Raw genomic sequence first — 19,079 nt, forward strand, 5'->3', positions numbered from 1 at the left:
CACGAAAAGGTTATATCACCAATACGTATTAAACTCTTCCGGTGGTGGGAATGGTGAAAATTGAGGTTGTCGATATCGAAAAGCCGCAGGGAGTCGAAGTGATAATCGGTCAGGGGAACTTCTCCATCTTCACCGTGGACGACCTCGCCAAGACCCTTCTGACGACTGTTCCGGGCATAAAGTTCGGGGTGGCGATGAACGAGGCCAAACCGCAGCTGACGCGCTTCACGGGCAACGATGAGGAGCTTGAGAGGCTGGCCGCCAAGAACGCCCTCAAGATTGGTGCCGGTCACGTCTTCGTGATACTCATGAAGAACGCCTTCCCGATAAACGTTCTCAACGCCGTCAAGAACCATCCGGCCGTTGCAATGGTCTACGGAGCCAGCGAAAACCCCTTCCAGGTTATAGTGGCCGAGACCGAACTGGGGAGGAGCGTCCTCGGAGTCGTTGATGGAAAGGCCGCCAACAGGATCGAGGATGAGGAACTCAAGAGGGAGCGCAGGGAACTCGTTGAAAAGATAGGCTACCTGTTTGACTGAAACCTTTTTATTTCCCCGTTCCACTTCCCCTCGGTGATTCCATGAGGCTGGCTTTTATCACTTCTAATTCCGGGAAGGTTGAGGAGGCGAGGAAGTACTTCGAACCTCTCGGCGTGGAGGTTTATCAGCTCAGGGTGGAGTACCCCGAGATACAGGCGGATACGCTTGAGGAAGTGGCCCTCTTCGGCGTTGAATGGCTGGGCCGGAAGGTTGAAGGGCCCTTCTTCTTGGACGACTCCGGCCTCTTCATAGACGCTTTTGATGGCTTCCCCGGTGTCTACTCCGCCTACGTTTACCGGACGCTCGGGATAGACGGAATCCTCAAGCTGATGGACGGCATCGAGAACAGGCGTGCCCACTTCAAAAGCGTTATCGCCTACTGGGACGGCGAGGCCCATCTCTTCACCGGCAGGGTTGACGGTGAGATAACCGCCTCTCCGAGGGGAAGTGGCGGCTTTGGCTTCGACCCAATCTTCAAACCTCTTGGATTCGATGAGACTTTTGCCGAAATGACAACGGAGAAGAAGAACTGCATATCACATAGGGGACTCGCCCTTAAGGCTTTCTCTGAGTGGCTAAAGGAAAACCTTAAATAAGGCTATCGTTCCAAAGTTAATAGTTATAATTGGATGAATGACGAAGGGGGTCGCGATGGTAGCTTCATTGGATGGCACAGATTTGAGGTTGTTGAGGGAGCTCAAAGAGAACGCCAGGGAGAACATAGCGAGCCTGAGCAAAAAGCTGGGGATACCCAGGACGACCGTCCACTACCGCATCAAGAAGCTGGTGGAGGAGGGCGTGATAGAGAAGTTCACGGTTAAACCCAACTACAAGAAGCTCAACCTTGGAACCACCGCGTTCATACTTGCTCGATATGAGCCGGATTCCGGTTTAAGCCAGAGGGAAGTGGCTGAGAGGATAGCGGCCCTTGAGGGAGTCTATGAAGTCCACATAATAGCCGGTGAGTGGGACCTCCTCATAAAGGTCCGCGCTCCTAGCTCCGAGGAGGTTGGGAAGATAGTCGTGGACCGGCTTAGAGAGATAAAGGGCGTCGGACAGACCGTGACCATGGTGTCCTTCGTTACGGTTAAGGAGGAACTGTGAAGCCTTGGGGCGATGATCGGCGTTCTCCTTTCTGATTTCATGATGACGCGAGGTTGAGTGAGCCCTGCGTTTTCTTTTAAGAGCCTCCTTGGGAGGAGGTCAGAATGAGGCAGTGGTTGGTGATTGCAGAGGATTACATTTTTCTTTTGAAAATCTCACCCTTTATAGTGGGGGAAGTCGGTGGAAGGTGAAGGCGACTGGTTGAGAATGTTTTTAATTTCACTTCTCTTGGCTTTTCTACTGTTTTTGCAGTCATGATACCCTCTATGGGACTTTCCCGGTGTTTATGGTTCCGCCGGGCTTCTGGCGGTTCTTTAGTTGTCCTATTTTGGCGGTTGTAATTTGGAGCTTCATAATGCAGTAATTTGATTTTAATTGCCGCTGCTATGTTAATACTAAAAACAGTAAGTTTTTTAAGATTTGGATTTATTGTCCGTATGAACAGTGTTGGAGGTGACTGCATGGTGTGGAAGCGGTTTCTTGCCATTGGTCTGGTGTTGCTCTTTTTGGGAATGACGGTTAGTGGTGCCAGCGCCACGGCAAGCTTTGTTAACGCGACGGTGAATGGCACCGTAACGGTTCCTCAAGAGTTCAGTCCGGAAAAGAGGCCAGGAGGATGAGGTTCAGCCTCAGGGACTTCCGCTGGGGTTCCTTGTCATTGAGTTCGCGGCGGGGGATGCCCTCCTTCTAAAGTTCCTGGTTTCAGTGGGGACTGTATTTGCAGTTGGGCTTTATAATGTTGTCAAGGATCATCAGGACACCATTGAGAAGTACCTGGGCAAAATTGCGGATCCAATATTGAGGGCCATTAGCTTGAAACAGCTTTCAGAGTTTGCCGAGGGCTTCATAAAGGTCACGAAAGACGACTTAAGGAATCCGCGTGTTAGGTATCAAGTGAAGACGAAGACCTTATGGAAGATTCCTCTGCCCAAGCTTGAGGGTGTCAGGATTTATGACGGGTCAAAGCTGATCGTCAGCGTTACAACAAGTGAGCTCGATCAGATCAGCGACCTCTTCACTCCAAAATAATTCGGACAACTCTTAGGCCAAGCATACCTCAACGGCTGGGACGCTAACAAGGCGAAGAAGCTTGCAAAGGATTTCGACAAGAAATACAAGAGCTTTAATGTAAAGTTCAGAGAGAGGCATGCCTGCGGCAGCTACTTCCCGGAAGGAGACGTCATCATTGAAAAAGGTAACGATAAATATGGGGCAGTTCATTTTATTAAACGGCACATTCTAAGACAGAGGCTGGGCAAAAAAGGAAAACTGACAGTCTTCCCCTCTGACTGGAGCGCAGACTTCATTCTTTCCTTAATCGGAGAAACAATCAAGAAAGGAAGAATTGACTGCAGTGACCCCGAGCACACTCCCCGCAAGTTCGTGGTCGAAAAGAGGTTCGGATATTTCAAGGGCAAGTGGGTAGGCAGGAAGGTTAGAGTCATCCTATCGTACGACAGAGCACGGGGAATTTACAAATTCCTCACAGCGTACTTGGACTGACCCGCCACCTTTAAATTTTTTAAAGAGAAAAGTCAGGAGGTGGTCTTAATGCCGGTTAGGTTCTCGGTTGATTCCACTCTCGAAGAACTGGAGGAATCCGAAGGATTTGGGGCTGAGATCGAGGTGGAGGTTAACGGAAAAGAGTTTGTATTAGCGCTCTGCTACATTGTGCAGGCGCTGGCGGCAATCCTCGCCACAGTAACCTTTGCAGTCTCGTCATGCGATGAAATCCCCTACGTGCTTGAAAAGTTCGAGGAGGACGAGAGGAGGGTGATAAGAAGGAACTGCAGGGGCGGGAAACTCAGGGTGGGTTTCGGCACTTACGAGCCGATTTCTCCCGTGGTGTTCAGGAAGGAGGGCGATTACCTGCTTATTGAAGCCTTCGAAAACGACCGGCCGGTTGGCAGGGAGAGGGTCGAAGTCAGGGAGTACTTGAAAGCCGCCTTAGGATTCCTTGAGGAGTACCTGAGAGGGACTAAAGATAGGGCTTACCTGACGGGGCTTGAGAGGGTTAAAGAGCTCGTGCGGAAGAGCAAGTATAAGGACGTGCTCGGGGGTTAAGACCGTAGAATGCTTGATACTGAAGTTCCGGACAGCTTAAGGAACGAATACCTCAGATAGAAGAGGGAACTACGTCGAATGCTTGAGGTGTGAGGCGTGATTACCTTCTCTTTCTTCCCCCAGGATGGGGACAGGGGATTCCCCGTGCTGGTGCTCGGAGATGGGCCGGTTTTCATCAGTGAAGACCCGGTGGCGCTGGATGAATTCATGAGCTCCCTAAAGGCGCTCCAATCAATGGATGTTCTCCCGAAAAAGCTCTGGGGCCTGAAGATAAGGGCTGAAGGTGAATGGGTTTGCCTGACCCTTCGGGGTGGTAGGGAAATACAGGTCACCCATAAAAAACTCGTCGAGACAATCCGGACCTCCCTCCAAAATATGAAGGCGGTTCTCAATAGCGAACCGGTGCAGATGGAGTGGCTCAGGTTCAAGCTAAAGCCGCCTTCACCTGAAGTGCTTGAGATGTTCGGTGAACCTGAGGGCGTTATGGACGAGTACGAAGTTCAAGTTTACGGGAGCACGTACATACTGGAGGCGTTCGTTAATCTCGAGGGGTACGTTGAGGAGCTTAAACTTCTCAAGGCTTTCGTGGCGGACGGCAAACTGCCGCCGGAGGGGTGGCGGGTAAAGTGGGATGTCAATGGTGAAATCAAAAGGCTGTCCTCCCGCGGGCTAAAAAAGCCGGAGGATAGGGGTCTTCTCCGTGAACTGAGGAGGCTCAAAAAGCTCTCGGCAGGGGCTGTTCCCCCCTTCGTTCGCTTTACCCTTTCAACCTACGATCCCTTTGAGGTTCTCTATGCGGCAAAATCTGGGGAGGATGAATTTTTGTTGGCATTCGTCCTGTATTCCGGCGTGGTCATTAAAGTTCGGAGGGACGTCCTCTTAAAGGCCGTTGATGAGGCCATCAGAGACGCGGAAAGGGAACTCGAAAGGGTAAAGCTGCCCGGGAGGTGAACCGTGTCCTTTTCCATCTTTTTCCTCGGCTGGGAGGAGGTGCTCCAGGGTGAGGTTTCCGTTGATGACTTGACGGTTGCCCTTAAACATGGGGAGAAAGTCATTCCACTGGGTTTGTGCTTCGCCAGAGATGCGGTGAGAGATGCTATTGACGCCATCGCCTTTGCAGCCAGTTCTTGTGAAGGCGTTAAAGAGCTGTACCTCCGGAGCGGGCGATGCGATGTTTTGCTATTTCCGGGCAGGTACTGTGCGGACAATAATATTGTCCTGGGGTTTGGTACTTATGAGACAACATCCCACGTCTATTTTAAAATCAGAGGTGACTTCCTCAGGCTTGAAATATGCTGGGAGGACAGAAAAGACGTGGAGGCTATGGAGGTTCTTCGTGTAGACTTCATCCGCTCCGCCCTAAACTTTGTCCGTTCCTTCCTTGAGGCGTTTCCGGATGAGGGATTAATGAGGAAGCTTGAGATTGTGGGGGAAATGGCGAGGAGAAAGGGTCTGCTTCCTGCTGGGGGAAAGTTTGAAATTAAGGTTGAGTGGCTTGGGGAAGTTAAATGTGGGAAAGAGAAGTTCCCAATGGTTTACGCCGTTGTAAGCCACGGGAGGGAGATATTCAGCGGGCTCGTCGAGCCCGTGGCCTTTGCCGGGGACCTGATAGACCTCCTGAAGTTCGCTAAGGGGATGGAACTCAGGTGCGAGGTCGACATGACGCCGTATAGTGACATCGTTGAAAGGGCAATGTTGCTATTTGCCGATGAGAAGGTTTCCGATTACCTCATGCTCTGGTTTGGGGCCGGTGGCAGGGAACAGTGTTTGTATTCAATGAAGGTAACGAGCTTGCTTTTGTGAACACTAAAACGGGCTCGGTCATTGGGGTCAAGAAAAAAGAAGCGGAGACTGCCACAGCAAATGCTGTTAGGGAGATAATAAGGGGGTTGAGGGAATGGGATGGGGAGCTCTTCGGCCCCATAAGGAAGGAGGATGCCGTCTCCATGCTCACGAGGGAGCTTGAGGAAGCCTTATCAGTATAGTGACTCATTATTTGCTCGCTGGAGGTGTGAGCATGACAAGGGTTCATCTGTGGTACACACTCCCAACTAAGGACTACCTTAAGGGAGCCGTTGTATCGTCCCTCTCAGACACTGTGGAAACCTACCGTGAATCCATTGAAGAAGACGACGAAGAGGACTTCAACGAGCTCCTCAAAGGCATTATCATGAGGGCATTTGAACACGGCGTTAAGTATGGGTTAGCGGTGGATGGCAAGGAGCTGATAGCGCCTGCCTGTGGGAACTTAATCGGCTTCTTCGAGGACATGGCACTCTCGATTGTTTACGCAGGGGGAGGAAAGGATGCGATAATCAAACTCATGAGTCTCCCTGTGGAGGTAAACCCCCTCAGGAACAACCCTGTCACCAGAAACATGTCCATAGAAGAGGTGTTTTTTCCTGAAGGGCCCCTTAAACTCTTCTTCGGCACCTTTGACCCCATAAAGTTCGTCCTGTACCGCAAACATGGCAAAATCCTTGAAATTGAATCCCCGGACGACGGAGTAACCGTCCGGGTGAGGGTTGAAGAGTACGTAGAGGGCATTAGGGAAGACCTCATAAGGGGAGTACATGAGGTGGAAGAAGCCCTAAAAACGTTCACTCTCCTGCGGGCTTTATATCCAAAAATCCAGTGGGTGAAGGTGGTGGCGAGGTATGCGCTCAGCACATGGTGAGAAGCATGACCCTGCACAGCACTAACCCGGGTTTTTACTGGTACTTCTACGTGGACAGTCCTTATTCGACCGCTAAAAGCGTGGACGAGCTTTTGGAGTGGACGGAGGTACTTTTTGACTTCGATAATGTTCTCAAGCACCACCTGCCAGAGCTTAGAGGTCACTGGATTGAGAACCCGGGCATTTTAACCGAAGCTCCTAAGGACATCAACGTTCTCTCTGCCACCTTAAGCTTTCCCCGCTTTCTCGGAAACTTCATAGCTGGAACACTCTATGCGCTCGGAAGGGAGAACGAATTTAAAAAATTCATTGGAGGGCCGGGAGTTAAAACGCCCGCCGGAGACGGCAGGATGGTTCCTGGGGACTTGTTTAAGCCCGTTGGAGAGCTTCTGGAGTGGGTAAGAATACGACCAAAGGCCAAACTCTATGTGGGAATGGACTTTGGGGCCTTTGACCCGACCGTTCATGCGATCCTCGTTAGGGAAGGCAAATTCCTGGCCTGGATTTTCGACAATGGCAGGGTCTACAGAATGAGCGCGGGAGAATTCATTGAGCTTGCCTTGGAGGTGCTCGTTGAAGGTAGAAACTCGATAAACACCCTTATTGAGCGCGTTAACAACCGCTCATCACTGGCCAAGGCAACGGTAAGGCACGTCGAGCGATTCGTTGATGCTCTCACATAACGCAGCACTCGTAGATTATCTCGACGTTCCTCACACTTTTTGCCCATTCGATGACTTTTCTGGGGGGATTCGTCAGTCTGTCAACGCCGGCTAAAACTGCCCCCCTGTCGAAGTCAACCCGCCACCTGCCCAGCGGGCGCATGCAGCCTATGCTTATCTCACCGTCAAAGCGCTCGCGTGCGTATTCAACCACCCTCAGGCTCTCCTCGACGCCCGGCTTTGGAACGTTCTCCATATCCGTTCCCTTCGTTGGGATGAGTACGTCCAGCACGAGGACGTCTATCGGGTACTCCATCAGCAGGTCAATCGCCCGGTACTCCCAGCCGATTCTGCCGAAATCCAGCCCGATGGTGATGTGGGGGGCCACCCTGACGCCCGCCCCCGTGAGCAGGTCTAGGATTCTCAGGTAGTCCCCAACGGTCTTGTCTATCCCGTAAACGCGCCTTATGACGCCGTCATCGCCCACGAAGTCGAGGGAGACGGCATCGACGTACCTGACCCACTCCAGGTCGCTCTCGTCTATGAACCCCACGTGGGCGTTGAGCTTGAGGCCCGTTCTTCGCTTTATCTCCCTGATTTCAGCCGCGTACCTGTCGATGGGAACCTTGAGCCTCGAATCCATTCCACCACTCAGCAGGCAGCCGGTGTAGCCCTCCCTCTCAAGGCCGAGGCAATAGTCAACAAGGTTCTTTCTGGTGGGCTTTCTCATGCCCTCTAAATAGTGCCTCCCGCAGTGAGCGCAGTTCAGAGAGCAGTAGTTGCCAGTGAGCGAGATTGAGGGGAACTTAACGCCTGGAATGTAGATTTTGAGCTTTTTTCTTTCCGTCATTTCAACCACCTTGCGAAACTGGGGGTTGTAGGGGGCGGGGCCTTTTTTGTTTCCTCATTCAGTCTCCCTCCCGCCTTGGAAGTCCTCCCTCCAGTTTAAAACCCTGACTGGACGGTTCTGTTTCCTCGAAAGTGAGGAGGAACTTGAGGTAGAACAGCTTTCCGAGTATCGCGAGAACCGTGAACGAGCCGAGTATCGGTGCCGCTAGAACTGCCAGGAGCCAGGTCACCTCGCCGGCGCTGGCGAGGGCCGGCAGGAACGGAACCGCCGCCATGAGAAAGAGCACGATGGAGTTGAGCCTCGAAAACCAGAGGCTGGTCTTGAGTCCCTTGATCTTCCAGAGAACGCTGTTTCTTATCCCGACCGCGAGGTAGTTTATTCCCGCTCCAACGAGCGTTACCACGGAGGTTATCACGAACTCCTGCGGGCCGAATGGAAAGATGTTCCTTATAACCGCCGAGTATGTGTAGACTGCCGATGCGAGCATGAAAACCCATGAGATGGCCCTGAGGAGATACGCCACCGTGAAGCGCTTCACCGCCCATCTCCCGAGTTTTCTTCTCACGAGTTCCGTCATGCCTACGTAGTAGAGAATCGTTGATGCCCCCAGACAGGCTATCGAGGCGTTGTAGGATTTGGAAGCCAGAACCGCCGCGGGCAGGAGGAATAACTCCGCCAAAAGCAGGAGCGGTCTGGGCTTTAGGAGCTTCTCAGGATCAAACTCCATCGGTTCCACCAAAATTCCAAAATTAAGGAAAAGGAATCAGAGGAAGGGGTTGCGGAACTTCCTGCCCGGATAGAGCGCTATGCCCTCAAGCTCCTCCTCTATGCGTATCAGCTGGTTGTACTTGGCGTTCCTGTCGCTCCTCGCTGGGGCACCCGTCTTTATCTGGCCGGCGTTGAGGGCAACCGCGAGGTCGGCTATGGTTGAATCCTCGGTCTCTCCTGAGCGGTGGGAGACGACGACGCCGTAGCCTGCGCGGAAGGCGGTGTATGCGGCATCTATGGCCTCACTGAGGGTTCCAATCTGGTTGACCTTGAGGAGGAGTGCGTTTGCCGCGCCCATCTCGATGCCCTTCCTTATCCTCTTCGGGTTGGTGACGAAGAGGTCGTCGCCAACTATCTGTATCTTTCCTCCGAGTTCCCTAGTTATCATGACGAAGCCTTCCCAGTCTTCCTCGTGGAACGGGTCCTCTATGGAGACTATCGGGTAGTTTGAGACGAGCTCCTTGTAGAGTTCGAGAAGCTCGGCGTTGGTGTACTCCTTGCCGTTGACGACGTACTTGCCGATGTCTGTGTGGAAGAACTCGCTTGAGGCCGGGTCCATAGCGAAGGCTATCTCGTCGCCGGGCTTGTAGCCAGCCTCCTCGATGGCTGTTATGAGGAGTTCAAGCGGCTCGTGGGGCTCCTTCAGCGGCGGGGCGAAGCCGCCCTCGTCGCCAACGTTAACGGCGTCTTTGCCGTACTTATCGGCGATAACTCCCTTGAGGACGTGGTAGGTCTCGCTGACCCACATTATGCCCTCTCTGAACGAGTCCGCCCCGACGGGCATTATCATGAACTCCTGGAAGTCAAGCTCGTTGCCGGCGTGTACTCCGCCGTTGATGACGTTGCTCATCGGAACTGGCATGACGTAGGCGTTGGTTCCGCCGATGTACTGGTAGAGCGGAAGGCCGAGCGCGTTGGCAGCGGCCTTGGCTACCGCCAGAGAAACGCCCAGAATAGCGTTGGCGCCGAGGTTGCTCTTGTTCTCGGTGCCGTCGAGTTCGAGCATAAGCATATCGATGTCCCTCTGCCAGGTGACGTCCATTCCGATGATTTCGGGGGCTATTATCTTGTTGACGTTCTCGACGGCCCTCTTTACTCCCTTTCCGTGGTAGCGCTTCCCGCCGTCGCGGAGCTCCAGGGCCTCGTGGGTGCCGGTTGAGGCTCCGCTCGGAACTGCGGCACGGCCCATGCTTATCGGCGTGTAGACCTCAACCTCGACGGTCGGGTTTCCCCTGCTGTCGAGTATCTCCCTGGCAACGACTCCGGTTATCTCAAAGGGGTTCTCCATCTCAATCACCTCGGGTGATATTCCCTGCAGGGCATATAAAGGTTTTAGCTTCAATCCGGGTCGAAGCGATGAACGGGTGCATATGTTTGGCTGCGGAGTTGGGAAACGCGGGCACGACTCCCGCGCGGGTCGGTATGGGACTGGGAACGGGCCAGTGAGCGGGGCGAGAAGGCTGGCTGAACCCGGGGCTGTTCGGGCGACTTCAAAGGATTCCACCGCGGCGCCTGGTTCAGCTAGTGGGAGATATGCGGACCTGGAGCGTGATTCTGCTGGCGTTGCTGGTTGCCTTCGCAGGGAGGAGATGAGCTTTTAAACCTCCCCTCCAACATTCCCACATGGACTGGAGGAGACGACTGCGTGAGGATGGCTTCGTCGAGGCTGATGGCTTCAGGATAGAACTCAGCCTGGACAACACGTTCATGGATCTGGACTACATCCCCAGGGTGCTGTTCTACGACCCCCCAACCGGGAGATGGCACGTTCTCAGAAACACGATTCCGAAGGGAAAAACGCTGGAGGATAACTGGGACAATGCCGTTGAGGTCCTTGAACGCATAGCCGCCGGGAACGAGAAGCCCATCCTGGACGATGTTGCGGTTGCGAAGAGGTTCACTGAGTTCCTGAGGCGGCTTGGGGATTCTACATGATGATGTGGTTTCTTCATACGATGGCAGACTTTATCGACAAATCGGCGAAAATCCAATGGAACTCTGCAGATTTTCCGGTAAATTACCCATTTTTGAGGAGAAAAAGCCTAAATACCTTCAGGGAAAGTATTTACTGGTGATGATTATGGGTGATCACATCGATGTCGCCAAGTATATTGACCATACGAACCTCAAACCCTACGCTACCTACGATGACATTAAGAGGCTCTGCGATGAGGCTATAGAGTACGGGTTCTACGCAGTCTGCGTCAATCCCTACAGGGTTAAGCTCGCCAAGGACTACCTGCGCGGGAAGAACGCCGACGTGAAGGTTGCCAGCGTCATAGGCTTTCCGCTGGGTGCAACCCCGACGGAGGTCAAGGTTTTTGAGGCGAAACGGGCCCTCGACGACGGTGCCGATGAGCTGGACATGGTCATCAACATCGGAGCCCTCAAGGACGGGGACTACGAATACGTGAAGAGGGACATAGCCGAGGTCGTCAAGGTCGCCCACGAGAGGGGCGCCAAAGTAAAGGTCATCATCGAGACCTGCTACCTCACCGAGGAGGAGAAGGTGAAGGCCTGCGAGCTGGCGAAAGAAGCTGGGGCGGACTTCGTGAAGACCTCAACGGGCTTTGGAACTGGCGGAGCCACCGTTGAGGACGTTCGGCTCATGAGAAAGGTGGTCGGCCCGGAGATGGGCGTCAAGGCCGCAGGGGGAATAAGGACCTACGAGCAGGCACTGGCGGTGATAGAGGCTGGTGCGACGAGGATTGGAACATCGAGCGGCGTAAAAATCGTGGAGGGGGGAAGGGATGCAGGAGATTGCCGAGATCAGGGACATCCTTGACAGGGCCATTTCGGAACTCCGGGGAGAGGAGCTTGAGCCCGACATACTCCTCGTAGGACCTGGTTTCCTTGAATACTCTGCGGGAATGCTCAGGGACTGCAGGCTGAAGATATACAAAATCGAGGAGCTTGGCTACGATGCGGTCGTCGCCGATTCGAAGTACCTGGGCCAGATGAAGAGGGCGTCCAGGAGAATCTCGGTAGAGCCCCTCCTTAAGGAAAGCGAAATGTGGGAAGAATTGAAGAGGCTGGACGTTTAGATTAAATCCTCGACCTCGGGGTACCTCTTCTTTATTATCGTTGCCAGTCCGGTGCCCACGAGTATCCCCGTAACAGCTTGGAGTATGTTTCCTGGCACCTCAGTGAGCGCTGATGGGACCCCGAACATGTATGCCTCGAAGAGGAAGTATCCGGAGACCATTATGATGCCGCCGACGATGCCCGCTATGACCATCGTGGAGACGTTGTCGCTCCTTTTGGCGATGTACCCGATGGCAAGACCCTCAAGCCCCTTGACCACCAGCGTTATCGGGGCCCATCCCGCGTAGCCGCCTATGATGTCGCCGAGGGCAGAGCCGACGCCCCCTGCGAAGACACCCACGACCGGGCCGAATACCATGGCCGAGAACATGACCATGGTGTCTCCAAAGTTGATGTAGCCCCCGGTGGCTGGGGTTGGAACCTTTATCAGGTTGGTGGCTATCGCTACAACCGCCGCTAGAATGGCCGAGAGGGCTATCGTCGCCGGTGCCTGGTACTCCTTCCTCTTTGCCCAGACGTACGCGAGGAAAATGACCACGGCACCCCCGAGCACGTAGTGACCGTACGGTCTGAACATCTCTGTCAGGTTCACCATGTTCCCCACCGGGAAAATCTCAAGTTATAACTTTAAAAACTTGACTTCCAGGGATTACTACTTCAGTAAACGGATAAGAAAAGGGAGGAAATCACTGGAGAGCGGCCTTGAGGCTCTCCTCGAATATCTCCATGGCGACGTCTATCTCCTCCTCCTTGATGGTCAGCGGCGGTATGAACCTTATGCTGTTGTCGCCGCATCCGAGGAGGATGAGTCCGCGCTTGACGGCCTCCTTGACGATGGCATCCCTGAGCTTGGGGTCCTTCTCCTTGGTGTCCTTGCTCTTGACGATTTCGACCGCCTGGGCGAGGCCGAGACCTCTAGCGTCTCCAATGGCCTCGTACTTCTCCATGAGCTCTTCGAGGCGCTTGTGGAGGTAGTCACCGACCTCCTGAACGTGCGGGAGGAGTTCCTTGACGATCTCGACGACCTCTATTCCGGCCGCTATCGCAACCGGGTTGCCGCCGAAGGTCGAGGCGTGCCTGCCCGGCTTGTCGAAGGCTATCTCTGCCCTGTGGACGACACCGGCGAGGGGAATGCCGCCGCCTATGGCCTTACCGAACTGGATGGTGTCTGGCGCGACGTCGAAGTGCTCGATGGCCCAGAACTTTCCGGTTCTTCCGACGCCCATCTGAACCTCGTCGTCGGCGAGGAGTATGCCATAGTTGTCGGCGAGCTTCTTGAGCTCCTTGAAGAAGTTCTTCGGCGGGACGACGTAACCACCTTCACCCTGTATCGGCTCGAAGACTATGGCTCCAACCTCATGGGGCGGGACGTGGCGGAATACGTACTCCTCGATGAACTCGATGACGCGGTTGACGAGCTCGTCCGGCTCGGCGTAACCGTCGATGTGCCAGGGGTTCCTGTAGGGGTTCGGGTAGGGTATGTGCTCAACACCCGGCATGGTCGGGAAGAACCTGTCCTGCTGAACCCACTTGCTGGCGGTAAGTGAGAGAACGGCCTGGCTCCTGCCGTGGAAGGCGTGGTAGAAGGCGATGAACCTCTTCCTGCCGGTTCCGTACTTGACGAGCTTCATCATGGCCTCGTTTGCTTCCGCACCGCTGTTCTGGTAGACGACCTTCTTCGGGAAGTCGCCGGGGGCAAGCTCCGCCAGCTTCTGGGCGAGTATGACGGCGTTCTCGTAGAAGAAGTCGTTCAGCGCGAAGTGGGTAAACCTCTCTGCCTGCTTTTTAACGGCCTCGACGACCCTCGGGTGGGCGTGGCCAACGTTGAGAACACCGACGCCGCTTCCGAAGTCGTAGAAGGTGTTTCCATCAACGTCGTAAACGAGGATTCCATCTCCGTGGTCGATGACTATCGGGAGGGTCTCCGGGTCCTGGGTGGTAACTGCGAGGGCCTCAAAGTTCTTTTCGATAACCTCCTTGGCCTTGGGTCCGGGGAGTTCTTTAACGTTCGGTCTAACCACCATGTGCATCACCAATGGATGATAGGGTTTATCCTATATAACCCTATGTTCATCAATGAACATCTTTGACCGAAAAATCTTCGGGAGAATCGGGAAATACCTCGATTCCCAAAACGGAGGGCAAAAAAACGCCGAGAGAAAAGAACTAGGGGCAGTGGAAATCACTCCGCGACCTTTGAGTTCCACTCCTCAAGGAGTTCCTTGGCGGAGTTCGCCGCTATCGCACCCTGGCCGACGGCAACTGCAATCTGCTTGAAGACGTTGGTTATGTCTCCGGCGGCAAAGATTCCCTTCACCTTCGTGCGCATGTGCATGTCCACCGGGATGTAGCCGTACTCGTCGGTTATGCCGAGGTGCTTGACGAAATCCGTTTTAGGCTCGTAGCCGATGAAGATGAAGACTCCATCGACCGCCATCTCGGTCTCCTCGCCGGTAACGCGGTTCTTCAACTTGACCGCCTCGACCTTCCCGTTGCCTCTGATTTCGGTCACGACGGTGTTGAGTATCGTCGGAATACCGCTCTCCTTAAAGCGGTCCTGGAGTATCTTGTCGGCCCTGAACTCCTCGCGCCTGTGGACGAGCGTGACGTCGACGCCTATGCTCTTGAGGTAGAGCGCCTCCTGAAGGGCGGTGTTTCCGCCTCCGACAACTATGACCTTCTTGCCCTTGAAGAGCGGGCCGTCGCAGGTCGCACAGTAGGAAACGCCCCTTCCGGTGAACTCTTCCTCTCCTGGCACGTGGAGCTTCCTCGGTGCGGCGCCGACGGCTATGATTATCGTCCTGGCCTTGTACTCCTTGCCGTTCTTCGTCTTGACCGCGAACTTGCACGGCCCCTCGTAGTAGGCGCACTCCGTCGGGTCTATCCTTTCCACCTCGTCGAAGACTATATCAACGCCGAGGTTCTTGACCTGCTCGTGCATCCTGTTCGTCAGCTCGGAACCGCTGATTCCCTCTGGAAATCCTGGATAGTTCTCTATAAGGTCGGTCAGGGCCATGTTTCCGCCGAGGTCTTTGCTGAGTATCAGCGTCTCAAGGCCGAAGCGCGCCGCGTATACTGCCGCGGTGAATCCGGCCGGCCCGGCGCCTATGATGAGCACGTCCCATGTTTTGTTCTCGTACTCTCCCCCGCGTGAGAATCCTCCAAGGCTGAACATCTCTCTCACCTCCGGACTTTCCTAACGTGGACTATTTAAAAGCATTATTGCCCAGTGGTGGGTATTCATACCACGACGTTAATTTCCGGACTGTCCTCGGGGAACCCTTCCGCGGGTTCGATCAGGAGTTCCGTCCCCGCGTGTTCGTCCTGCTTTAGGGGGATGTCCATCGTGAGCAGAACCTCGTATTTTCCGTGTCCCTCCAGAACCCTCCGCGCTCCGAAGGCCTCCCGGAGCTTCCGCGGATCGCTGACGTTCCTGTCCATCACTAGTATCAGGGGCTTTTCCCAGAACCTTCTCTCAAAATCTTTTTCCCCGCTCCCCTGAACCTCCACGAGCTTCTCCTTCCCCTTCGATTCGGGGTGGATCAGCTCCACCCTGGCTCCCCTGCACTTCGCGACGCTGGTGTAGAGCCTCCCCGAGATCATTCCCCTCCCTGTCTCCAGCCGCAGGTGGGCGTACTCGTCGTTGTAGGACGTTCCCAGGGAGTTCTCCCTTGCCTCGATTCTGTACGTGGGCAGCACGGGGGATATCAGGGCGTCCCTGAACCTCCCCTCCGCGATAACGTAAACCGGAAGCTCAACCCAGGCATCGTCGTTTTCACCTATGAAGACGAAGAACCCCTCCGGCTCCAGTTCTATCCTGTCCGAGGTGAACTCCCCTGAGGTTCTGAGTTCCCTCTGCACGGAGTAGTGTCTGTGCTTTGCCCCAATCCATTCGCCCCTTATCCGCAGGGTTCCCCTCAGGAGCCTGGTTTTCTCGGGGAGTACGAGGGTTCTCCCGTCGATCCTCATCGAGGAGGCCAGTTCCGTGCACTTTTTCCTCGCCTTCGCTTCCCTCTCCATGTCCATCAGTATGATGCCCAGCATGATGAATATGAAGACGATAAACAGGGCCCCGCCGCCTTCCATGCAACCACCGGGGCAAATACGAAGTTGGAAAATAAAAGAGTTTCTCTACAGCAGTGATAGCTCCCCGTCGAGGAGAAGGTGAAGGGCATAGCCGCAGAAGGCCGCGAAGCCGACGTAGAGTCCCTCCCCCGTCGTCATGTTGAGGCCGTACTCCACCAGAACGAACGCCAGGCCCCCGTAGACGGCCGCGAAGAGGAAGGAGTGAACTATTCCCCTGTGCTTTGGCATCATCCACGTGAAGGCGAACCATGCTATCACGGCGGCGAGAACCGCTATGCCCCATTCAACGGTTGTGTTGAGCCAGGGCCCCCCGACGTTTATCGACCCCGCGGCGTTGACGTAGACCGCCCCCCCGACCACCACGCTGACTATTGGCTTCGTCCCGCGGTGGATCAGGGCGTTTGGATGGTCCATGTCCGGCAGGTCGCTCCCCAGGACGTAGAAAGCGTAGCCCAGCACCAGAGCCATCGTTGTGAGGGCGAGGGGAGCGCCGTGGGCGGCCGCGAATCCCGCCGCGGCGACGATGACAGGATAGCTGGCTATCCCGCTGAGCACGTGAACGTCGTAGTTGGGCATGGGGCATCACTCTTCCTCTTTCTCGGCCTGTTCTTCCTCCAGGAACTTTTTCACGTACTCTGGAACCTTGTAGTTGCCTTTGGGGTCTCCGACCAGGAAGCCGAGCCTTATGAGCTCGTTGAGCTGGTCGTAGACCTGTATTCCGGGCCTCTTGACGACCTTGGCTATCTGAATGTAGCTCACCGGCCCACCGTTGAACTCGTGAACTATGGCCTCAACGAGGTCCTTGTACTCCTTTGGAATCCTCGTGAGGTACTCCTCAAGGCTCTTGGGCTCCTCAAGGATTGCCGTGACAACGTAGTCGTCTATCGGATCGAACTTGTGCTTCACGGCTTCGCTCAGAACGTAGTGGAGCAGGCGAAGAATCTGCCTGGGGTTGCCCTTCCCAAGCTCGTGGATTAGCTTTACCGCTCCCTCGGTGAAGGGGTAGATTGGATCATCTGTGTCCCGTATCCTCACCCTGTTGAGCCTCTTCTTCACCAGCTCGTAGGCCTCGTCTATGCTCATTGGTCTGAGCTTGAACTCGTAGTGGAGGCGCATGAAGAAGGCAGGGAAAATCTTGGAGTACTCCTCGTAGGCCTCGGGGACGCAGGCGAAGGCAACGATACAGCCCTGGGGCATGTTGCTGATGAAGTGCCTGAGCATCTCGAAGAACTGTATCTTCTCCCTCTCGCTCGCGCTCCCCATGTTCTCAAGCTCGTCCAGGAGAAGGGCGCAGTAGGGGTATCTCCCCATCTGCTCGGTTAAAAGTTCGGCTATGTCTCTGCTTTTGTACTCGTCCCTGTCGCTCAGCATCTTTTCAAGCCTGTCTATGAATCCGAGCTTTTTGGAGAGGTTCTCCAGGAAGATGTTCGTCCTGCTCTTCGGCGGCTTGAGGGCGTAGAAGATGTCGCGCGTGAGCTTGAGGATGTCGTTCGTGTCGACCTTGACGTATATAGCCTTCCCGCGGTTTTCCTCTACGGCCTTGGCTATGGTCTTGAGCCTCTGAGTCTTGCCCATTCCGAGGGGGCCGACGATGCTCATGGCTATCGAGCTTTTGTTCCCAATGACCTCGGAGATTATCATCTGGAGGCGCATGTCTATCTCTTGATAGACGTGAATGCTCTCGACGTCGGTTATTCCCTCGCTTGCGAGCTGTTCAAAGGGATTTCGAGAAAGACCGTAAACTTCGTATGACTGATATGGATAAAGCTTAAGGCCACCGGCTTCCATTTTAACTCACCGCATAGTTTAGGAACGCGAAATATAAAAACCTGTCCATTGGTGAGCGGAGATGACGATTCTTCTCGTTACGGCTCCGGCTGGACGTGAGGGCGACGCCATACTCGAACTGGAGTGGGCGCTGGGGAAGGTCAGGGTCAGGGGTACAGACTGGAGGGGCGTTCTCCTCGCCGAAACGCCCCTGTCGAAGAAGGAAGCCATAGGAAGGCTGAAGAACTTCGAGACCCAGGCGATACAGCGCGTTGTCCCCCTCGACCTCATCGTTCCCGCCAGGAGGGAAGAGATAGAAAAGGCCGTCCTTGAAGTGGCGAAAAGAATAGACGGCACCTTTGCGGTGCGCGCCAAGGTCAGGGGGAACAAGAGGATGTCCCAGAGGGAGCTTGAAATAGGCCTCGGTTCGCTTATAGTGGAAGCCTTCGGCCTAAAAGTCAACCTCAGCGACCCGGACTACACCGTCGCCGTCGAGGTGCTGGGGAAAAAGGCCGGAATCGGGCTGGTGGGAAGGGGTGAACTGCTTCGCTTTGAGGTAGTCGAGTGAAGCCTAAAATAGTATGACGTCCAATTCATAAACATGAACTTCAGGCACGTCTCGTACATCGTCGTGGCCCTGGTGGTAGCCTCGTCCCTCCTTCTCGTCCTCAAGCCCTACATCCTCTGGAGGGGAGTGGGCGAGACCCTTTCGGGGGAGGTCATAGCCCTGCCGGAGCCCAGGCTGGACTCAGAGGTTAGCGTCGAGGAAGCGATAGCGAGGCGGAGGAGCATACGCTCCTACAGGGACGAGCCCGTAACCCTTGGCCAGCTCTCCCAGCTCCTCTGGGCGGCACAGGGGATAACTGCCCAGCGAACCAAGTTTCGGGCATCGCCCAGCGCGGGGGCGACGTATCCCTTCGAGGTCTACGTGGTGGCGGGGAACGTTGAGGGCCTTGCCCCGGGAGTGTATCGCTACGACCCCTTCAACCACACCCTCGTGTTGGTGAAGGCCGGCGACTACAGAAAAGCCCTCCAGGATGCCGCCCTCGATCAGCGGTGGGTTGGGGATGCACCCCTCAGCATAGTCCTCGTGGCCTTCTATGGGAGAACGACCTCCTACTATGGTGAACGGGGCGTCAGGTACGTCCACATGGAGGCTGGCCACATAGGCCAGAACCTCTACCTTCAGGCAACCGCTCTAAGCCTGGGAACCGTCGCGGTTGGGGCCTTCTACGATGAGGGTGTTGCGGAGATACTGGGCACCGATGGTGCTCCCCTTTACATCTTCCCTGTGGGTGTTCCAAATGGTTAGCTTTGACCACTACACCCTTGGCTACCTGAGCTTTGCCCTCATGGGCCTCGCCATGCTGAGCGGGGCACTGATATTCCTATCAAAGCGCAGGGAGACGTGGATAAAGGCCCACATCGTCATCAGCGTGATAGCGTACATCATCATGTTCCTCTCAATATGGCTCGTTAGATGAACCTAAAGCTTATTAGACCCTGTGGGCTATCCG

26 protein-coding genes are annotated in these 19,079 nt (G+C 54.9%); 17 read left to right on the forward strand and 9 right to left on the reverse strand.

All coding sequences use genetic code 11. The features are described from left to right. The first annotated feature begins 50 nt into the window (after positions 1–50). From E3E51_RS09260 to E3E51_RS09310, 11 genes are all read left to right on the forward strand, one after another. Positions 51–539 (forward strand): adenosine-specific kinase, encoded by a 489-nt coding sequence (locus E3E51_RS09260; RefSeq protein ID WP_167912932.1) that lies wholly within the window; start codon positions 51–53, stop codon positions 537–539. Between the two features lie 41 nt (positions 540–580). Further along, positions 581–1,135, forward strand: coding sequence for an XTP/dITP diphosphatase (locus tag E3E51_RS09265; protein ID WP_167912818.1), 555 nt, complete (start codon positions 581–583; stop codon positions 1,133–1,135). A gap of 55 nt (positions 1,136–1,190) precedes the next feature. Next, on the forward strand, positions 1,191–1,643 hold the full coding sequence (locus tag E3E51_RS09270) for an Lrp/AsnC family transcriptional regulator (protein ID WP_088181277.1): 453 nt from the start codon (positions 1,191–1,193) through the stop codon (positions 1,641–1,643). 437 nt (positions 1,644–2,080) lie between these two features. Continuing rightward, complete coding sequence (locus E3E51_RS09275) at positions 2,081–2,263, forward strand: hypothetical protein (RefSeq protein ID WP_167912819.1); 183 nt, start codon at positions 2,081–2,083, stop codon at positions 2,261–2,263. Between the two features lie 85 nt (positions 2,264–2,348). Continuing rightward, on the forward strand, positions 2,349–2,672 hold the full coding sequence (locus tag E3E51_RS09280) for a hypothetical protein (protein WP_167912820.1): 324 nt from the start codon (positions 2,349–2,351) through the stop codon (positions 2,670–2,672). A gap of 522 nt (positions 2,673–3,194) precedes the next feature. Continuing rightward, positions 3,195–3,707: a hypothetical protein gene (locus tag E3E51_RS09285; RefSeq protein ID WP_167912821.1), complete on the forward strand. Its 513-nt coding sequence runs from the start codon at positions 3,195–3,197 to the stop codon at positions 3,705–3,707. 96 nt (positions 3,708–3,803) lie between these two features. Continuing rightward, positions 3,804–4,658, forward strand: a complete 855-nt coding sequence (locus E3E51_RS09290) for a hypothetical protein (protein WP_167912822.1) — start codon at positions 3,804–3,806, stop codon at positions 4,656–4,658. A 3-nt stretch (positions 4,659–4,661) separates the two neighbouring features. Then, positions 4,662–5,510 carry a hypothetical protein gene (locus E3E51_RS09295; RefSeq protein WP_167912823.1) on the forward strand — a complete coding sequence of 283 codons (849 nt, stop codon included), beginning with the start codon at positions 4,662–4,664 and terminating at the stop codon, positions 5,508–5,510. Next, positions 5,507–5,692 carry a hypothetical protein gene (locus E3E51_RS09300; protein ID WP_167912824.1) on the forward strand — a complete coding sequence of 62 codons (186 nt, stop codon included), beginning with the start codon at positions 5,507–5,509 and terminating at the stop codon, positions 5,690–5,692. The genes E3E51_RS09295 and E3E51_RS09300 overlap by 4 nt, the downstream gene beginning before the upstream one ends. 32 nt (positions 5,693–5,724) lie before the next feature. Further along, complete coding sequence (locus E3E51_RS09305; RefSeq protein WP_167912825.1) at positions 5,725–6,384, forward strand: hypothetical protein; 660 nt, start codon at positions 5,725–5,727, stop codon at positions 6,382–6,384. 5 nt (positions 6,385–6,389) lie between these two features. Then, positions 6,390–7,067: a hypothetical protein gene (locus E3E51_RS09310; protein ID WP_167912826.1), complete on the forward strand. Its 678-nt coding sequence runs from the start codon at positions 6,390–6,392 to the stop codon at positions 7,065–7,067. On the opposite strand, the gene E3E51_RS09315 is transcribed toward E3E51_RS09310, so the two are convergent. The 3 genes from E3E51_RS09315 to eno are packed head-to-tail and all read right to left on the reverse strand — an operon-like array spanning position 7,060 to position 9,952. Further along, positions 7,060–7,896: a radical SAM protein gene (locus E3E51_RS09315; RefSeq protein ID WP_167912827.1), complete on the reverse strand. Its 837-nt coding sequence runs from the start codon at positions 7,894–7,896 to the stop codon at positions 7,060–7,062. The two genes, E3E51_RS09310 and E3E51_RS09315, sit on opposite strands and share 8 nt — an antisense overlap. A gap of 58 nt (positions 7,897–7,954) precedes the next feature. Beyond that, positions 7,955–8,623, reverse strand: coding sequence for a hypothetical protein (locus tag E3E51_RS09320; protein WP_167912828.1), 669 nt, complete (start codon positions 8,621–8,623; stop codon positions 7,955–7,957). A 36-nt stretch (positions 8,624–8,659) separates the two neighbouring features. Continuing rightward, on the reverse strand, positions 8,660–9,952 hold the full coding sequence (eno, locus tag E3E51_RS09325; RefSeq protein ID WP_167912933.1) for a phosphopyruvate hydratase: 1,293 nt from the start codon (positions 9,950–9,952) through the stop codon (positions 8,660–8,662). Between the two features lie 335 nt (positions 9,953–10,287). On the opposite strand from eno, the gene E3E51_RS09330 reads away from it, so the two are divergent. The 3 genes from E3E51_RS09330 to E3E51_RS09340 all read left to right on the forward strand — a co-directional run bounded on the left by E3E51_RS09330 (position 10,288) and on the right by E3E51_RS09340 (position 11,708). Continuing rightward, complete coding sequence (locus E3E51_RS09330) at positions 10,288–10,599, forward strand: hypothetical protein (RefSeq protein ID WP_167912829.1); 312 nt, start codon at positions 10,288–10,290, stop codon at positions 10,597–10,599. 145 nt (positions 10,600–10,744) lie between these two features. Next, complete coding sequence (gene deoC / locus E3E51_RS09335; protein ID WP_167912934.1) at positions 10,745–11,449, forward strand: deoxyribose-phosphate aldolase; 705 nt, start codon at positions 10,745–10,747, stop codon at positions 11,447–11,449. After that, entirely contained in the window at positions 11,415–11,708 is a 294-nt protein-coding gene (locus E3E51_RS09340; RefSeq protein WP_167912830.1) for a family 4B encapsulin nanocompartment shell protein, read from the forward strand. Before deoC ends, E3E51_RS09340 begins: the two co-directional genes overlap by 35 nt. Here E3E51_RS09340 and E3E51_RS09345 read toward each other — a convergent pair. The 6 genes from E3E51_RS09345 to E3E51_RS09370 all read right to left on the reverse strand — a co-directional run bounded on the left by E3E51_RS09345 (position 11,705) and on the right by E3E51_RS09370 (position 17,583). Next, positions 11,705–12,304, reverse strand: a complete 600-nt coding sequence (locus tag E3E51_RS09345) for an ECF transporter S component (protein ID WP_167912935.1) — start codon at positions 12,302–12,304, stop codon at positions 11,705–11,707. The genes E3E51_RS09340 and E3E51_RS09345 overlap by 4 nt on opposite strands. 91 nt (positions 12,305–12,395) lie before the next feature. Next, the gene (locus tag E3E51_RS09350) at positions 12,396–13,733 is read right to left on the reverse strand and encodes an ornithine aminotransferase (RefSeq protein WP_167912936.1); all 1,338 of its coding nucleotides are present in this window, start codon (positions 13,731–13,733) and stop codon (positions 12,396–12,398) included. Positions 13,734–13,891: 158 nt separating this feature from the next. Next, the gene (gene trxB, locus E3E51_RS09355; RefSeq protein WP_167912937.1) at positions 13,892–14,884 is read right to left on the reverse strand and encodes a thioredoxin-disulfide reductase; all 993 of its coding nucleotides are present in this window, start codon (positions 14,882–14,884) and stop codon (positions 13,892–13,894) included. Between the two features lie 65 nt (positions 14,885–14,949). After that, positions 14,950–15,795: a hypothetical protein gene (locus tag E3E51_RS09360; RefSeq protein ID WP_167912831.1), complete on the reverse strand. Its 846-nt coding sequence runs from the start codon at positions 15,793–15,795 to the stop codon at positions 14,950–14,952. Positions 15,796–15,840: 45 nt separating this feature from the next. Then, the gene (locus E3E51_RS09365) at positions 15,841–16,371 is read right to left on the reverse strand and encodes a metal-dependent hydrolase (protein WP_167912832.1); all 531 of its coding nucleotides are present in this window, start codon (positions 16,369–16,371) and stop codon (positions 15,841–15,843) included. Between the two features lie 6 nt (positions 16,372–16,377). Further along, positions 16,378–17,583 carry an AAA family ATPase gene (locus E3E51_RS09370; RefSeq protein WP_167912833.1) on the reverse strand — a complete coding sequence of 402 codons (1,206 nt, stop codon included), beginning with the start codon at positions 17,581–17,583 and terminating at the stop codon, positions 16,378–16,380. Between the two features lie 61 nt (positions 17,584–17,644). Here E3E51_RS09370 and E3E51_RS09375 point away from each other — a divergent pair, with 61 nt between their 5' ends. Genes E3E51_RS09375 through E3E51_RS09385 form a run of 3 tightly spaced genes read left to right on the forward strand, consistent with a single transcriptional unit; the run spans position 17,645 to position 19,046 of the window. Next, positions 17,645–18,130 (forward strand): THUMP domain-containing protein, encoded by a 486-nt coding sequence (locus E3E51_RS09375; RefSeq protein WP_167912834.1) that lies wholly within the window; start codon positions 17,645–17,647, stop codon positions 18,128–18,130. Between the two features lie 33 nt (positions 18,131–18,163). Next, positions 18,164–18,874 (forward strand): SagB/ThcOx family dehydrogenase, encoded by a 711-nt coding sequence (locus E3E51_RS09380; RefSeq protein ID WP_167912835.1) that lies wholly within the window; start codon positions 18,164–18,166, stop codon positions 18,872–18,874. Next, positions 18,867–19,046, forward strand: a complete 180-nt coding sequence (locus tag E3E51_RS09385; RefSeq protein ID WP_167912836.1) for an LPXTG cell wall anchor domain-containing protein — start codon at positions 18,867–18,869, stop codon at positions 19,044–19,046. Before E3E51_RS09380 ends, E3E51_RS09385 begins: the two co-directional genes overlap by 8 nt. Positions 19,047–19,079 lie beyond the last annotated feature (33 nt).

It is taken from the genome of Thermococcus sp. 21S7, assembly GCF_012027615.1.
Classification (GTDB): Archaea; Methanobacteriota_B; Thermococci; order Thermococcales; family Thermococcaceae; genus Thermococcus.

What these genes read in the sequence shown, in the direction of transcription:
- E3E51_RS09370 (WP_167912833.1), bottom strand. Translation starts at nt 17,583, where the DNA reads ATGGAAGCCGGTGGCCTTAAGCTTTATCCATATCAGTCATACGAAGTT.
- E3E51_RS09260 (WP_167912932.1), top strand. Translation starts at nt 51, where the DNA reads ATGGTGAAAATTGAGGTTGTCGATATCGAAAAGCCGCAGGGAGTCGAA.
- E3E51_RS09350 (WP_167912936.1), bottom strand. Translation starts at nt 13,733, where the DNA reads ATGGTGGTTAGACCGAACGTTAAAGAACTCCCCGGACCCAAGGCCAAG.
- deoC (WP_167912934.1), top strand. Translation starts at nt 10,745, where the DNA reads ATGGGTGATCACATCGATGTCGCCAAGTATATTGACCATACGAACCTC.
- E3E51_RS09270 (WP_088181277.1), top strand. Translation starts at nt 1,191, where the DNA reads ATGGTAGCTTCATTGGATGGCACAGATTTGAGGTTGTTGAGGGAGCTC.
- E3E51_RS09345 (WP_167912935.1), bottom strand. Translation starts at nt 12,304, where the DNA reads ATGGTGAACCTGACAGAGATGTTCAGACCGTACGGTCACTACGTGCTC.
- trxB (WP_167912937.1), bottom strand. Translation starts at nt 14,884, where the DNA reads ATGTTCAGCCTTGGAGGATTCTCACGCGGGGGAGAGTACGAGAACAAA.
- E3E51_RS09285 (WP_167912821.1), top strand. Translation starts at nt 3,195, where the DNA reads ATGCCGGTTAGGTTCTCGGTTGATTCCACTCTCGAAGAACTGGAGGAA.
- E3E51_RS09305 (WP_167912825.1), top strand. Translation starts at nt 5,725, where the DNA reads ATGACAAGGGTTCATCTGTGGTACACACTCCCAACTAAGGACTACCTT.
- E3E51_RS09375 (WP_167912834.1), top strand. Translation starts at nt 17,645, where the DNA reads ATGACGATTCTTCTCGTTACGGCTCCGGCTGGACGTGAGGGCGACGCC.
- E3E51_RS09365 (WP_167912832.1), bottom strand. Translation starts at nt 16,371, where the DNA reads ATGCCCAACTACGACGTTCACGTGCTCAGCGGGATAGCCAGCTATCCT.
- E3E51_RS09380 (WP_167912835.1), top strand. Translation starts at nt 18,164, where the DNA reads ATGAACTTCAGGCACGTCTCGTACATCGTCGTGGCCCTGGTGGTAGCC.
- E3E51_RS09265 (WP_167912818.1), top strand. Translation starts at nt 581, where the DNA reads ATGAGGCTGGCTTTTATCACTTCTAATTCCGGGAAGGTTGAGGAGGCG.
- eno (WP_167912933.1), bottom strand. Translation starts at nt 9,952, where the DNA reads ATGGAGAACCCCTTTGAGATAACCGGAGTCGTTGCCAGGGAGATACTC.
- E3E51_RS09310 (WP_167912826.1), top strand. Translation starts at nt 6,390, where the DNA reads ATGACCCTGCACAGCACTAACCCGGGTTTTTACTGGTACTTCTACGTG.
- E3E51_RS09330 (WP_167912829.1), top strand. Translation starts at nt 10,288, where the DNA reads ATGGACTGGAGGAGACGACTGCGTGAGGATGGCTTCGTCGAGGCTGAT.
- E3E51_RS09360 (WP_167912831.1), bottom strand. Translation starts at nt 15,795, where the DNA reads ATGGAAGGCGGCGGGGCCCTGTTTATCGTCTTCATATTCATCATGCTG.
- E3E51_RS09315 (WP_167912827.1), bottom strand. Translation starts at nt 7,896, where the DNA reads ATGACGGAAAGAAAAAAGCTCAAAATCTACATTCCAGGCGTTAAGTTC.
- E3E51_RS09385 (WP_167912836.1), top strand. Translation starts at nt 18,867, where the DNA reads ATGGTTAGCTTTGACCACTACACCCTTGGCTACCTGAGCTTTGCCCTC.
- E3E51_RS09340 (WP_167912830.1), top strand. Translation starts at nt 11,415, where the DNA reads ATGCAGGAGATTGCCGAGATCAGGGACATCCTTGACAGGGCCATTTCG.
- E3E51_RS09275 (WP_167912819.1), top strand. Translation starts at nt 2,081, where the DNA reads ATGAACAGTGTTGGAGGTGACTGCATGGTGTGGAAGCGGTTTCTTGCC.
- E3E51_RS09320 (WP_167912828.1), bottom strand. Translation starts at nt 8,623, where the DNA reads ATGGAGTTTGATCCTGAGAAGCTCCTAAAGCCCAGACCGCTCCTGCTT.